The sequence below is a fragment of the Streptomyces sp. JH34 genome (assembly GCF_029428875.1).
In the GTDB taxonomy this organism is placed as follows: Bacteria; Actinomycetota; Actinomycetes; order Streptomycetales; family Streptomycetaceae; genus Streptomyces.
Genome location: NZ_JAJSOO010000001.1, coordinates 5,534,910 through 5,549,136, shown reverse-complemented (window position 1 = coordinate 5,549,136; position 14,227 = coordinate 5,534,910). Strand labels below are relative to the sequence as shown.

11 protein-coding genes are annotated in these 14,227 nt (G+C 71.0%); all 11 read right to left on the bottom strand.

Annotation, left to right across the window (positions count from 1 at the left end):
• Window positions 1-76: 76 nt before the first annotated feature.
• On the bottom strand, window positions 77-796 hold the full coding sequence (locus tag LWJ43_RS24900; RefSeq protein ID WP_277334437.1) for a YggS family pyridoxal phosphate-dependent enzyme: 720 nt from the start codon (window positions 794-796) through the stop codon (window positions 77-79).
• A gap of 6 nt (window positions 797-802) precedes the next feature.
• Window positions 803-1,564, bottom strand: coding sequence for a peptidoglycan editing factor PgeF (gene pgeF, locus LWJ43_RS24895; protein WP_277334436.1), 762 nt, complete (start codon window positions 1,562-1,564; stop codon window positions 803-805).
• Complete coding sequence (gene ftsZ / locus LWJ43_RS24890; RefSeq protein WP_277334435.1) at window positions 1,561-2,778, bottom strand: cell division protein FtsZ; 1,218 nt, start codon at window positions 2,776-2,778, stop codon at window positions 1,561-1,563. Before ftsZ ends, pgeF begins: the two co-directional genes overlap by 4 nt.
• A 276-nt stretch (window positions 2,779-3,054) precedes the next feature.
• Window positions 3,055-3,849 (bottom strand): cell division protein FtsQ/DivIB, encoded by a 795-nt coding sequence (locus tag LWJ43_RS24885; RefSeq protein WP_277334434.1) that lies wholly within the window; start codon window positions 3,847-3,849, stop codon window positions 3,055-3,057.
• A gap of 49 nt (window positions 3,850-3,898) precedes the next feature.
• Window positions 3,899-4,993, bottom strand: a complete 1,095-nt coding sequence (gene murG, locus LWJ43_RS24880) for an undecaprenyldiphospho-muramoylpentapeptide beta-N-acetylglucosaminyltransferase (protein WP_014156748.1) — start codon at window positions 4,991-4,993, stop codon at window positions 3,899-3,901.
• 6 nt (window positions 4,994-4,999) lie between these two features.
• Entirely contained in the window at window positions 5,000-6,457 is a 1,458-nt protein-coding gene (gene ftsW / locus LWJ43_RS24875; RefSeq protein WP_277334433.1) for a putative lipid II flippase FtsW, read from the bottom strand.
• Between the two features lie 122 nt (window positions 6,458-6,579).
• Complete coding sequence (gene murD / locus LWJ43_RS24870) at window positions 6,580-8,013, bottom strand: UDP-N-acetylmuramoyl-L-alanine--D-glutamate ligase (RefSeq protein ID WP_277334432.1); 1,434 nt, start codon at window positions 8,011-8,013, stop codon at window positions 6,580-6,582.
• Window positions 7,995-9,065 carry a phospho-N-acetylmuramoyl-pentapeptide-transferase gene (mraY, locus tag LWJ43_RS24865; protein ID WP_104789809.1) on the bottom strand — a complete coding sequence of 357 codons (1,071 nt, stop codon included), beginning with the start codon at window positions 9,063-9,065 and terminating at the stop codon, window positions 7,995-7,997. The genes murD and mraY overlap by 19 nt, the downstream gene beginning before the upstream one ends.
• Window positions 9,062-10,480: a UDP-N-acetylmuramoyl-tripeptide--D-alanyl-D-alanine ligase gene (locus LWJ43_RS24860; protein WP_277334431.1), complete on the bottom strand. Its 1,419-nt coding sequence runs from the start codon at window positions 10,478-10,480 to the stop codon at window positions 9,062-9,064. Before LWJ43_RS24860 ends, mraY begins: the two co-directional genes overlap by 4 nt.
• 4 nt (window positions 10,481-10,484) lie before the next feature.
• Window positions 10,485-12,212, bottom strand: coding sequence for a UDP-N-acetylmuramoyl-L-alanyl-D-glutamate--2,6-diaminopimelate ligase (locus tag LWJ43_RS24855; protein WP_462100908.1), 1,728 nt, complete (start codon window positions 12,210-12,212; stop codon window positions 10,485-10,487).
• Window positions 12,213-12,226: 14 nt separating this feature from the next.
• On the bottom strand, window positions 12,227-14,224 hold the full coding sequence (locus tag LWJ43_RS24850; protein WP_277334429.1) for a peptidoglycan D,D-transpeptidase FtsI family protein: 1,998 nt from the start codon (window positions 14,222-14,224) through the stop codon (window positions 12,227-12,229).
• Between the last annotated feature and the right edge of the window lie 3 nt (window positions 14,225-14,227).

The following is a 14,227-nucleotide window of genomic DNA, read 5'->3' as shown; positions in this document are numbered from 1 at the left end:
CCGAGATCCACTCCGGCCAGTCCGCGTGAGCGGTAATGACCATATTTTCTGCTGTGGTCCGACTTGCTTCGCGACGTTACCCGAGCCGGGGTCGGACTCCGAGTACCGCCGTACCGACGCGTACATGTGTCGCCCCGGCCGCGATCGCGTCCTCGAGATCCGCGCTCATCCCAGCAGAGACCATGTTCGCAGCCGGATGGTTCCCGCGCAGGCGGGATGAGAATTCCACCAGGCGGTCGAACGCCGCCCGTTGCCGCCCGGCGTACGGGCCGGAGAGCGGTGCGACCGTCATCAGTCCGTCGAGCCTGAGACCCTCCGCCGCCTCCACCGCCGCCGCCAACTCCTCGATCGCGTCCGGTGCGACGCCGCCCCGGTCACCGCGCTCGCCGCTCTCCGCGTCGAGGGCGACCTGGATGAGGCAGCCGAGCTCACGTCCACCCTTCACCGCCGCCGCCGAGAGCGCGGTGACCAGCTTCACCCGGTCCACCGACTGCACGACATCGGCATAACCGGCCACGGAGCGGACCTTGTTGGTCTGCAACTGTCCGACAAAGTGCCATGTGAGCGACAGATCCGCACAAGCAGCGGCTTTTGGCGCCGCGTCCTGGTCACGGTTCTCCGCGACCTGACGTACGCCGAGTTCGTGAAGAATGCGCACGTCGCTCGCGGGGTAGGTCTTGGTGACCACGACGAGGGTCACTTCTTCCCGCCTGCGCCCGGCCGAGGCACAGGCGGAAGCAATGCGTTCCTCCACGTGTGCCAGGTTCGCGGCGAGTTGGGTCCTGCGATCCGTCATGCCCTATCAGTCCAACCAGACATAACCGGCGAGCCGCCCCGTGGTGCGGTCCCGGCGGTACGAGAAGTGGTCGCCGGACTCCAGGGTGCAGAACGGCGAGCTGTGCCGGTCGACGACGCCGAGCTCCTCGAGCTGGGCGTGGACCCCGGCCGTGACGTCCACCGCGGGGGTTCCCCAGCTGGTCTCCGACCACGAGGCCGGGACGGCCTCGGCCACCTCGGCCCGCATCCGCTCCGGAACCTCGTAGCACCGCCCGCAGACGGCCGGCCCGGTGTGCGCGGTGATCCGGGACGGTTCGGCGCCGAGCGCGATCATGGCCTCGACCGCGGCCGGGACCACCCCCGCGACCAGGCCCGGCCGTCCCGCGTGGGCGGCCGCGACGACCCCGGCCGCCGGATCGGCGAGCAGGACAGGGGTGCAGTCGGCGGTGAGCACCGCGAGCGGGAGCCCGCGCCGCGACGTCACCACCGCGTCCACGGCGGGGATGCCGGAGGCCGCGGAGGCGTCGTCCCAGGGCCCGTCGACCACGGCGACGTCCCGCCCGTGCACCTGGTTCATCCAGACCACGCGGGCCGGGTCGAGACCGAGGGAACGGGCGGCGCGCGCACGGTTCGTGAGGACGGCGGCGGGGTCGTCACCGACCGCGCCGCCGAGGTTGCGCTCCTCGTACGGAACGGCGCTCACTCCGCCCCACCGGTCGGTGAAGGCGAAGTGGGCGCCGTCCGCCGAAGACTCCGCGGCTCTCGCCGCGTGCTGCGGACCTATCACTTCAAGAAGTCCGGTACGTCCAGCTCTTCGGCCTGGGTGTCCTGGTAGGGACGGGCCGTCGGGACGTGCGGCGGGGTCACCGGCGGCAGCGAGGTCTCGTTCGCCACCGGCACCGGCTCGGCCGCCGGCGCCTGAGGCTCCTCGCGCGGGGGCACGGAACCGAGACCGCCGGTCTGGCGCGCCGGCTCGGCGGTACGGGCCGGCGGGGCCGGCTCCTCGCGCTTGCCGGCTCCCGCGCCGAGGACGTTCTCCCGGCGGGCCGGCGGCTGCCCGCCGTCGAAGCCCGCGGCGATGACGGTGACCCGCACCTCGTCGCCCAGGGCGTCGTCGATGACCGCGCCGAAGATGATGTTCGCCTCCGGGTGAGCCGCCTCGCTCACCAGCTGGGCGGCCTCGTTGATCTCGAAGAGACCGAGGTCGCTGCCGCCGGAGATGGAGAGCAGGACACCGCGGGCGCCGTCGATGGACGCCTCCAGGAGCGGCGAGGAGATCGCCATCTCCGCGGCGGCCACCGCGCGGTCGTCGCCGCGGGCGGATCCGATGCCCATGAGCGCGGATCCGGCCTCGGACATGACCGACTTGACGTCGGCGAAGTCGAGGTTGATCAGGCCCGGGGTGGTGATGAGGTCGGTGATGCCCTGGACACCCGAGAGCAGCACCTGGTCGGCCGACTTGAACGCGTCGAGCACGCTGACCTGGCGGTCCGAGATGGACAGCAGCCGGTCGTTGGGGATGACGATGAGGGTGTCGACCTCTTCGCGGAGCTCGGCGATGCCGTCCTCCGCCTGGTTCGCGCGCCGCCGGCCCTCGAAGGTGAACGGGCGGGTGACCACACCGATCGTCAGGGCGCCCAGCGAGCGCGCGATGTTGGCGACGACGGGTGCCCCGCCGGTGCCGGTGCCGCCGCCCTCTCCGGCGGTGACGAAGACCATGTCGGCCCCCTTGAGGACCTCCTCGATCTCCTCACGGTGGTCCTCTGCCGCCTTACGACCGACGGCCGGGTTCGCCCCGGCGCCGAGGCCGCGGGTCAGTTCACGGCCGACGTCGAGCTTGACGTCGGCGTCGCTCATCAACAGTGCTTGAGCATCGGTGTTGATGGCGATGAACTCGACGCCCTTGAGACCGACCTCGATCATTCGGTTGATGGCATTGACACCACCGCCGCCGACACCGATGACCTTGATGACTGCGAGGTAGTTCTGCGGTGCTGCCACGTCGAAGGCCTCTCGCCTCGAGTTACGTGTCGTCGCTTCGCGGTAGTCCCGCCGCGACGACGGATGCCGATTGGGTCGGTCCGGACGCCGACCCAAACCCTAACGCTGAAGTTTAGGGTTACCAGTGTGTCTGCTTCTTGGACTCTTCCGAACAGGACACTAAGTCGACAAGTGGCGCACGTTCAACGAACACGCCGAACCTCCCGTTTTTCTTTTCACCCTATGTGATCACCCGTAGCGCTGACCAACCAGGGGGCTGGCCAGGCGAAACGTGCGTCAACTCCTCGACACCGCAGGGGCGGTGGGAGCACTCACGTCGAAGTGTCCCGCTTTGGGGGACGCTTTCATGAGAGCGGTGAGAACCCGCGCCTTCGCGGGTCCCTCCTCGCTGCTACCCCACATCACGGTTCGTCCACGGGTCAGTTCCAGGACCGCGGAGTCGTACGACGTCACCCGTACGGTCCGGGTCTCCCCGGCCACCTTCTCCGGGAGGTCTCCCGCGACGCGGACCGCTTCCCGCAGCAGACGGTCACCGCCGAAGCGACGCACGCTCGCCGACCGGTCGGGCCTCATGTCCAGCAGCGGTACGTGCGGGGGCGCTTCGTCCACGGTGGCGAAACGCACGCCTTCAGCGTCCACTTCGACGAACTTCTCGCCCTTCGCGACCAACAGGACCGGCTTTCGCTCGGTCACTTTAAGGCTGACACCGTGCGGCCATGACCGTACGACATCCACGGAGTCGACACGAGGCAACTTCTGGCGCAACCGGTCCGCGATCACACCGGTGTCCACGGAGATCAGCGGAGACCCCAGAGGGGCCGCGGCCGCCGCCTCGACCTCGCTCGGGGTCAGGACGTCGGTGCCCGTGGTCGTCACCTTCTCCAGACGCAGCCAGGACGATCCGTAGAGGATCCAGACCGTGGCGGCGGCGGTCAGGACCGCGCCGGCCGCCGCCAGGACCAGCCGCGTCCGGCCGGTCAGCCGGCGCCCCCCGGGGCCGGTGTGCGGCGGGCGGGCCGGGGTGTCGGCCCGCTCGGCCTCGCCGCGCTGGGCGGTCGTCGGTCCGGCCACGCTCGCTCCTTCGCCGGGCCCGGGGCACACGCCCCGGGCCCGCCCGGCCTCACGCCTGTCGGCGTGCGGCGATCGCCTCGTACACCATGCCGACGAGCAGGTCGTCGGCGTCCCTGCGCCCGAACTCGGCGGCCGCGCGGGACATCTCGTACAGCCGGTGCGGATCCGAGAGCACCGGGAGGACGTTGCCCTGCACCCATTCCGGGGTCAGCGCCGCGTCGTCCACCAGCAGACCACCGCCGGCGTTGACCACCGGCTGGGCGTTCAGCCGCTGTTCGCCGTTGCCGATGGGCAACGGGACGTAGGCGGCGGGCAGTCCGACGGCGGAGAGCTCGGCGACGGTCATCGCACCCGCGCGGCAGAGCATCATGTCGGCCGCGGCGTACGCGAGATCCATCCGGTCCACGTACGGTACCGGGATGTAGGGCGGCATCCCGGGCATGTTGTCGATACGCGGCAATTCGTTCTTCGGCCCGACCACGTGGAGGATCTGGATTCCGGACCGCTGGAGCAGCGGTGCGATCCGCGTGACCACCTCGTTGAGGTGGCGGGCGCCCTGCGAGCCGCCGGAGACGAGCAGGGTCGGCAGGTTGGGGTCGAGCCCGAACGCGGCACGCGCCTCAGGACGGACCCGCGCCCGGTCGAGGGTGGCGATCGTCCGGCGGAGCGGGATACCGATGTAGCGGGCGCCGCGCAGCTTGCTGTCCGGGGTGGAGACGGCGACCCCGTGGGCGTACCGCGAACCGATCTTGTTGGCCAGGCCCGGCCTGGCGTTGGCCTCGTGGACGACGATCGGGACGCCGACGCGTTTGGCCGCCAGGTAGCCGGGCAGGGCGACGTAGCCGCCGAAGCCGACCACGCAGTCCGCCTTGGTCCGCTCCAGGATCTGCTCGGCGGCCTTGATGGTGCCGCGCAGCCGTCCCGGGACGGTGATCAGCTCGGGTGTGGGCTTGCGCGGCAGCGGCACGGCAGGGATCAGTGCCAGGTCGTACCCCCGCTCGGGTACGAGCCTGGTCTCGAGTCCGCGTTCCGTGCCGAGGGCAGTGATTCCCACGGTCGGGTCCTGCCTCCGCAGGGCGTCTGCGAGGGCAAGCGCGGGCTCGATGTGCCCGGCGGTCCCCCCGCCGGCGAGTACGACATGCACCGAAATTCACCGCTCTCCGGACGGACGCTTCATGACGCGCCGTCTCATCGTCTTCCATCTGACCCCGGGCCTCCGCATGGCCAGGGCCGCTCTCGCCGCAGGGTCCTCCCGCGCGAAGGCGATCATGAGCCCCACGGCGAACATGGTCGGCAGCAGGGCCGAGCCCCCGTAGGAGAACAGCGGCAGCGGGACACCGGCGATCGGCAACAGGCCGAGCACCGCACCGATGTTGATCACGGCCTGCGCCGTGATCCAGGTGGTCACGCCTCCCGCTGCGTACCTCACGAAGGGGTCCTCCGTGCGTCCGGCCACGCGGATACCCGCATAGCCTAGAGCCGCGAAGAGGGCCAGCACCGACAGCGTCCCCGCCAGGCCCAGTTCCTCCCCGGTGATGGCGAAGATGAAGTCGGTGTGCGGCTCGGGAAGTTGACCCCATTTTTCCACACTCGCGCCGAGCCCTGAACCGAACCATCCGCCGGACGCGAGCGCGTAGATTCCGTGCACCGCCTGCCAGCACGAGTCGCCGGGGCCCGGCTCGGACGCGCCGATGCAGGCCAGCCGGGACATCCGGTTGGGGCTGGTCTTGATGAGCAGGAATCCGATGAGTGCGGCGGAGGCGAGCACCCCGGCGAAGAGCCTGGTGGGGGCCCCGGCCAGCCAGAGCAGACCGAAGAGGATCGCGGTGAGGATGATCGCGGTGCCCATGTCGCCGCCGAGCATGATCAGTCCGAGCAGCATGAAGGCGACCGGCACCAGCGGCACCAGCATGTGCTTCCACTGGGTCAGGAGCCGCTTGTCCTGCTTCCGGGCGAGCAGGTCGGCGCCCCAGAGGATCAGGGCGAGCTTGCCGAACTCGCTGGGCTGGAGCTGGAACGGACCGCCCAGGTAGATCCAGTTCTGGTTGCCGTTGACCGACATCCCTATCCCGGGCACCTGGACCAGGACCATCAGGAAGACCGTGCCCGCGAGCAGGGGGTAGGCGAGCGCCCGGTGGAGCTTGAGGGGCATCCGGGAGGCCAGCAGCATCAGCCCGGCCCCGATCACGGCGGCGATGAACTGTTTGCGGAAGAAGTAGGTGCTGGGCCTGGACAGCTCCAGTGCCTTGATCATCGAGGCCGAGTAGACCATGACGAGGCCCAGGACGGTGATCAGCAGCCCTGCGCCGAGAATCAGGTAGTACGCCGTCAGAGGGCGGTCCCAGGCCCGTCGTGCCCGCTCGTACGCCCGTCGCACCCCGGCCCCGCGGCTCGGCCGGGGCGGTGTGCCCGCTCCCCGGCCGCCGCGCGGCGCGGGGGGCCGCCGGGAACCGGTGGCGGGCCGGCTCCGCAGGGCCAGCCCGGCGAGGGGTCCGGGTCCCGCGGGCAGCGGCCCGGCGAGCAGGGGCGGGGTGAGCGCCCGGCTGATCGCCGCGCCCGCCCGTGAGCGGTCGCTCCCGCTCGCGGCTGAGCTCTCGTCGGCCGGCATTGTCGCTGTCCCCTCTGTTCGTGCCCGGGGCTGCCGCGGGGGCTGGGCCCCGGCGGTGCTGCTCGTGACCGGGTCCCGGACGCTCCGGTCCCCGGCACGGTACGACGCGGGGGCCGGGCCCGTCAGGCGCTCTCGTCGGCGAGTCGGCGGACCGCGTCCGCGAACGCCTCGCCCCGCTTGTTGTAGTTGACGAACATGTCCATCGAGGCGCAGGCCGGGGCCAGCAGGACGGTGTCGCCCGGCCGGGCCAGGCGTGCCGCTTCGAGGACCGCGGCGGACATCGCCCCAGTGTCTGTCCGGTCGAGGTCGACCACCGGTACCTCGGGGGCGTGTCGCGCCAGGGCTTCGCCGATGAGTGCCCGGTCGGCGCCCATCAGCACGACGCCCCGCAGCCGCTTCGCGGCCCCCGTGACGAGTCCGTCGAAGGTGGCGCCCTTCGCCAGACCGCCGGCGATCCAGACGACCGGCTCGTAGGCGGCGAGGGAGGCCTCGGCGGCGTGGGTGTTGGTCGCCTTGGAGTCGTCGATGTACGTGACACCGGCCACGTCGGCGACGTGTTCGATGCGGTGGGCGTCGGGGCGGAAGGCACGGAGACCGTCGCGCACGGCGACGGGCTCCACTCCGAAGGCGCGGGCCAGCGCCGCCGCGGCCAGCGCGTTGGCGATGTTGTGGGGGGCCGGCGGATCGACGTCGCCGACCTCGGCGAGCTCCTGGGCCTGCTTCTGCCGGTTGGCGACGAAGGCCCGGTCGACGAGGATCCCGTCGACCACGCCGAGCTGCGAGGGACCCGGTGTGCCGAGGGTGAAGCCGATGGCCCGGCAGCCCTCCTCGACGTCGGCCTCGCGGACGAGGTCCTCGGTCGCCGCGTCCTGCGCGTTGTACACGCAGGCGACGCTGTTGCCCTCGTAGATCCGACCCTTGTCGGCGGCGTAACCGGCCATGGAGCCGTGCCAGTCGAGGTGGTCCGGGGCCAGGTTGAGGACGGCCCCGGAGTGCGCGCGCAGCGAGGGCGCCCAGTGGAGCTGGTAGCTGGAGAGCTCGACGGCGAGGACGTCGTACGTCTCGTCGCCGAGCACCGCGTCCAGCAGGGAGACCCCGATGTTCCCGACGGCCGCCGTGCGCAGGCCGGCCGCCTCGAGGATCGAGGCGAGCATCCGCACGGTCGTGGTCTTGCCGTTGGTTCCGGTGACCGCGAGCCACGGCGCGGCACCGGGCCCCCGCAGCCGCCAGGCGAGTTCGACGTCGCCCCAGACGGGTACGTCCGCCTCGGCGGCTGCCTGGAAGAGCGGCTTGCCGGGCTTCCAGCCGGGGGCCGTGACGACGAGCTCGGTGGACGCGGGCAGGGTGTCGCCGTCACCGAGGCGCACGGTGATGCCGAGCGCCTCCAGTTCGGCGGCCTGTGTGCGGGAGCGCTCGTCGTCGCCGTCGTTGACGACGGTGACGACGGCGCCCCGCTCGTGCAGGGCGCGGGCCGCGGGGATCCCGCTGACGCCGAGCCCGGCCACGGTGACGTGCTTGCCCTGCCAGTCCACGTTGCTCACTTCTTGGCTGCCCATCCCGCGTAGAAGAGGCCCAGTCCGACGATCACGCACATGCCCTGGATGATCCAGAAGCGGACCACGACAAGGACTTCGGACCACCCCTTGAGTTCGAAGTGGTGCTGGAGCGGGGCCATGCGGAAGACCCGCTTGCCGGTCATCTTGAACGAGCCGACCTGGATGACCACGGACATGGTGATCATCACGAAGAGGCCGCCGAGGATGGCCATCAGGAACTCGGTGCGGGAGCAGATCGCGAGGCCCGCGAGCGCGCCGCCGAGGGCGAGGGAACCGGTGTCACCCATGAAGATCTTCGCGGGCGAGGTGTTCCACCACAGGAATCCGAAGCAGGCGCCCATCAGGGCCGAGGCGACGACCGCGAGATCGAGTGGGTCGCGTACCTCGAAGCAGGCTTCGGGGTTGGTGAGTGTGGTGGCGTTGGCGCAGGACTCCTGGAACTGCCACAGCCCGATGAAGGTGTACGCGCCGAAGACCATCACCGACGCGCCGGTGGCCAGTCCGTCCAGACCGTCCGTCAGGTTCACGCCGTTGGACATGGCCAGGATCATGAACAGCGCCCAGACCACGAAGAGCACCGGTCCGATGGACCAGCCGAAGTCCTCGACGAAGGAGAGCCGGGTGGAGGCCGGGGTGTTGCCCCGGAGGTCGGCGAACTGGAGCGAGAGCACGGCGAACGCGATGCCGACGATCAGCTGGCCGGCCATCTTGGCCTTGGCACGCAGCCCGAGCGAGCGCTGCTTCACGATCTTGATGTAGTCGTCGAGGAAGCCGACGAGACCCATCCCGGCCATCAGGAAGAGGACGAGCACACCGGAGAAGCGCATCTCCTCGCCGGTGATCACCTTGGCCAGTACGTAAGCGATGATCGTGGCCAGGATGAAGGCGATGCCACCCATGGTGGGCGTGCCCTTTTTGCTGCCGTGGGTACGCGGGCCGTCGTCCCGGATGAACTGCCCGTAGCCCTTGCGGGCCAGAAGTTTGATCAGCAGCGGGGTTCCGACCAGGGTCAGGAAGAGCCCTATGGCCCCCGCGAAGAGGATCTGCCTCATCGGACGGCGACCTCGCCCTCGGTCGTCTCCAGCAGTGCCAGGGCGACCTTCTCCAGGCCGACCGACCGGGACGCCTTCACCAGCACGACGTCTCCCGGGCGCAGTTCACTGCGCAACAGGTCGACGGCCGCCTGTGCGTCGGACACGTGCACCGACTCCTCACCCCACGAACCCTCGTTATATGCGCCCAGTTGCAGCCAGGAGGCTTCTTGCCCTCCGACAGCGACGAGCTTGCTGACGTTGAGCCGGACGGCGAGCCGTCCGACCGCGTCGTGCTCGGCGAGCGACGCGTCACCGAGCTCGGCCATCTGACCGAGCACCGCCCACGTGCGCCCCCCGGCTGCCTGTCGGGCCTTGCCCATGGCGGCCAGCGCACGGAGTGCGGCCTTCATGGATTCGGGGTTCGCGTTGTAGGCGTCGTTGACGACCGTCACACCGTCCGGACGCTCGGTGACCTCCATGCGCCAGCGGGAGAGGGTGCCCGCCCCGGAGAGCGCATCGGCGATCTCGGTCACGGACATGCCCAACTCATGGGCGACGGCGGCCGCGGCGAGCGCGTTCGACACGTGGTGCTCACCGTACAGGCGCAAGGTCACGTCGCTGCACCCGGTGGGTGTGTGGAGGGCGAAAGCGGGCCGTCCGTCGTCCGTGAGCCGCACGTCTTCTCCCCGTACGTCCGCATCCGGGGCCTCTCCGAAGAGGAGCACCCGGGCTTTTGTACGGGACGCCATCGCGCGGACGAGCGGGTCGTCGGCGTTCAGGATCGCGGCGCCGTCCTCGGGGAGGACCTCGACGAGCTCTCCCTTGGCCTGGGCGATCGCCTCGCGGCTGCCGAACTCCCCGATGTGGGCGCTGCCCACGTTGAGGACCAGGCCGATCCGAGGCGGCGTCAGGCCGGCGAGGTACTGGATGTGACCGATGCCGCGCGCGCCCATCTCGAGCACGAGATGGCGGGTTTCCGCCGTGGCGCGCAGCGCGGTGAGCGGCAGTCCGATCTCGTTGTTGAGGGAGCCGGGTGTCCAGACCGTGGGCGCCTTGCGTTCCAGGATCTGGGCGATCAGGTCCTTCGTGGACGTCTTGCCCGCCGAGCCGGTCAGCGCGACGACGGTGGTGCCGAGGCGTTCGACGGCGGCGCGCGCGAGGGCGCCGAGGGCGGCCACGACGTCGTCGACGACGATCGCCGGGACGCCGACGGGGCGGGCCGCGAGCACGGCCGCGGCACCCGCCTCGACGGCGCGCTCCGCGTAGTCGTGGCCGTCGACCCGCTCGCCCGCGAACGCGGCGAACAGGGAGCCCTGCCGCACCTCCCTGGAGTCGATGACGACGGGGCCGGTGACGGTGGCGGACGGGTCCGGTACGTCGTGCGGCTGCCCGCCGACGATTCCGGCGATCTCGGCGAGGGAAAGGGCGATCACTTGGTCATCCCTGACTGTTGTTCTCGTGGGTGTGTACGCGGCCCGGTGAGGCGTGCCCGGCGCCTGTGCGTCCCGAGCGCTCGATGGCCTCGCGCAGGACCTTGCGGTCGTCGAAGGGACGTACCACGCCGTGGATGTCCTGCCCCTGTTCGTGTCCCTTTCCGGCCACCAGCACGGTGTCGCCGGGCTCGGCCCGGGCGACCGCGGCGGCGATGGCCGCCGCCCGGTCGGCGTCGACGAGCACGTCGCCGCGCTCGTGGACGGGTACCTCGGCGGCGCCGGAGAGCATCGCGGCGAGGATCGCGAGGGGGTCCTCGGAGCGGGGGTTGTCGGAGGTCAGTACGGCGGTGTCGGCCAGCCGGGCCGCGGCGGCGCCCATCGGGCCGCGCTTCGTCGTGTCCCGGTCGCCACCGCAGCCGAGCACGATGTGCACCCGGCCCTCGGTGACCTTCCGCAGGGACCGCAGGACGGACTCGACGGCGTCGGTCTTGTGCGCGTAGTCCACGACCGCGAGGTACGGCTGTCCGGCGTCGACCCGTTCCAGCCGGCCGGGGACACCGGGGACGGCCGCGACGCCGTCGGCGGCGGTCTGCGGGTCGACGCCCGCGACGGCCAGGGTGACGATGGCGGCGAGGGTGTTGGCGACGTTGAACGGGCCGGGCAGCGGGGCCCTGGCGGTGATGCGCTCGCCCTTGGGGCCGATCACGGTGAAGCTGCTGTCCCGGGGGCCGACCTCGACGTCCTCGGCGCGCCACTCGGCATCCGGGTGGCCCTCCGCGGAGAAGGTGACGACCGGGACGGACGCCTCCTTCACCAGCCTGCGGCCGTACTCGTCGTCGAAGTTGACGACGCCGATCCTGCTGCGCTCCGGGGTGAACAGCCGTGCCTTGGCCTGGAAGTAGTCCTCCATCCCGGAGTGGAACTCCATGTGCTCCGGGCTGAGGTTGTTGAACACGGCGACGTCGAAGACGCAGCCGTCGACCCGCCCGAGCACCAGGGCGTGGCTGGAGACCTCCATGGCCACGGCCTCGACACCGCGTTCGCGCATGACGGCGAACAGGGCCTGGAGGTCCGTGGCTTCCGGGGTGGTGCGCTCCGACTTGATGCGCTCGTCACCGATCCGCATCTCGACGGTGCCGATCAGCCCGGTGCTGCGGCCGGCGCCGCGCAGCCCGCCTTCGACGAGGTACGCGGTGGTGGTCTTGCCGGACGTTCCGGTGATCCCGATCTGGAGGAGACCGACGCCGGGCCGTCCGTAGATCTCGGCCGCGATGTCGCCCATCCGGCCGCGCGGGTCGTCGGTGACGAGGACCGGGAGTCCGGTGGCGGCGGCGCGCTCGGCGCCTGCCGGGTCGGTGAGGATCGCGGCGGCGCCGAGGCCTGCGGCCTGCGCGGAGAAGTCGGCGCCGTGGAGGCGGGCACCGGGCAGAGCCGCGTACACGTCCCCCGGGCGTACGGCCCGGGAGTCGTGGGTGATGCCGGTGACCTCACCGGCGTCCTGCGGTCCGGCACCGAGCCGGGCTGCCAGCTCTCCGAGCGGCGTCGGCCTGAGCCGGTCCGGTCGGGGCGCTCCCGGGTAGGTCACAGGCGCGTCCTTCTGAGTGGTTTGGAACTGATCGGCGTGGGGCACGGCGGTGAGCGTACCGGGCGGACCGGGCCTCTCGCTAAGTGAGGGGCCAGGGTGGCGGTACTCCTCGTTCCGGTTCCCGGGATCAGGGGTGATGGTCGTCACTGGGGATCCCCGGATCACTCGCCGGGCTTGAAGGACACCGGCAGCCGGGCTGGGGCGCTGCCGGACGGCGGTGTCTGGAGGGTCTTGAGGGCGAACTCCATGACCTTCTTGTAGATCGGGCCGCAGATCTGACCGCCGAAGTAGCTTCCCTCGGTGGGGTTCTGGATGGCGCAGTAGACGGTGACCTGCGGATCGTCGGCCGGTGCGAAGCCCGCGAAGGACGCGGTGTAGCCCTTGTAGACACCGCGCACCGGGTCGACCCGGTTGGCCGTGCCCGTCTTGCCCGCGACCCGGTAGCCCTGGATGTGGGCCTTCGTCCCGGTGCCTTCCCGGTCGTCCACGACGGACTCGAGCATCTTCGCCAGGGTCTTGGCCGTCTTCTCGCTGACCACCCGCGTCCGCTTCGGCGCGTCCGACGCGGTGTAGCGGTCGTCCGCCTCCTTGGTCCCGCGGACGAGGGTCGGCTCGATCCGGACCCCGCCGTTGGCGATGGTCTGGTAGACCGAGGCGGCCTGCATGGCGTTGAGGGAGAGCCCCTGCCCGAACGGGATCGTGTACTGCTGCGAGGTGGACCAGTCCTGGGGCTTGGCCACGATGCCGGGCGACTCACCCGGGTAGTCGAGTCCGGTGGTGCTGCCGAGGCCGAATTTGCGCAGGTAGGAGTACAGGACCTTGTTGGCCTCGGGCTGGGTCTTCCCCAGTTGCCCGGTGGCCAGGATGGTGCCGATGTTGCTCGACTTGGCGAGCACCCCGTTGAGGGTGAGGTACCAGGTGGGGTGGTCGATGTCGTCCCTGAAGAGCCGGTCGCCGCGGTGCAGCCGGTTGGGGACGGTGACGTGCGTACCGGGCGTGGCCGCGCCCTCCTCCAGCACGGCGGCCATGGACATGACCTTGCTGGTGGAGCCGGGTTCGTACACGTCCTGGAGGGCCGCGTTTCCCAGGGCGGCGGAATTGCTCTGCGCGAGGTCGTTCGGGTCGTAGCCCGGGGCGTTGGCCATGGCCAGCACCTCGCCGGTCTTCGTGTTCTGGACGATCACGTAGCCGCGGTCCGCCTCGGACTTCTCGACCTGGTCGGCGATCGCGCGCTGGGCCGCCCACTGGATGTCGCGGTCGATCGTCAGCTCGACGTCGGTGCCGGCGACGGCCGGGATCTCCGTGGAACCGGCCGTCGGCACGGGGCGGCCGCCGGCCTGGGCGTAGCGGATCTTGCCGTCCTCGCCCTGGAGCTCCTTGTTCAGCTGTGCCTCGAGGCCGCCGCCGCCTTTCCCCTCGGCGTTGACGAATCCCAGTATCCCGGCGGCGAGGTTGCCGTTGGGGTACACGCGCCTGGTGGTCGGCTCCTGGAGGACCCCGGCCAGTACGTTGGCCCCGGCGCCGCCGTTCGCCTTGTCCTCGGCCGCCTTCTCCGCGAAGACGGACTTGAGGTCCTTGATCTGCTTCCAGACCTGCGGGGTCTGCCGTCGCGCCAGGACCGTGTAGCGGCTCTTCGGGGTGGCCAGCTTCTTCGCCAGCTCGGCCTCGTCCTTGCCGAGGATCGGGGCGAGCAGGGCCGCCGCCTGCTGCGGGGCGTCCGGCGCCTTGCTGTCCTCGGGGGTGAACAGCTTGGGGTCGGCGGTGATGTCGTGCGCGTCGACGCTGGTGGCCAGGGAGATTCCGCTGCGGTCGGTGATCTCTCCGCGTTCGGCGGCGATCGTGTACTCCAGGTAGCGGTTCTTCTCGGCCTTGGCGGTGTACGCGTTGGCGTCGACCGCCTGGACCTGGAGCAGCCGGACGACGAACGCCAGCATGACGAGGGTCAGGCAGAGGCTGATGAGGCGCAGCCGGGGGCGCGGGCTGCCCAGGCGGATGGACTGCGGTGAGCTGCCGCGGCGTTTCCCCGCCGTCGTCGCCGGGCGCCGTGGGCGGCGGTCCTCGGCACGGGCGGCGGGCCGGGCACGTCCCGGTCCGCCCGCCGCGTTCCGGGATCGCGCGGGGCCGGGGACGCGGCGGCGCGGCGGTTCCTTGGACGGCACTGC

Coding starts and splice junctions, on each gene's coding strand:
- LWJ43_RS24900 (WP_277334437.1), bottom strand. CDS start 796: ATGACGGATCGCAGGACCCAACTCGCCGCGAACCTGGCACACGTGGAG.
- ftsW (WP_277334433.1), bottom strand. CDS start 6,457: ATGCCGGCCGACGAGAGCTCAGCCGCGAGCGGGAGCGACCGCTCACGG.
- murD (WP_277334432.1), bottom strand. CDS start 8,013: ATGGGCAGCCAAGAAGTGAGCAACGTGGACTGGCAGGGCAAGCACGTC.
- mraY (WP_104789809.1), bottom strand. CDS start 9,065: ATGAGGCAGATCCTCTTCGCGGGGGCCATAGGGCTCTTCCTGACCCTG.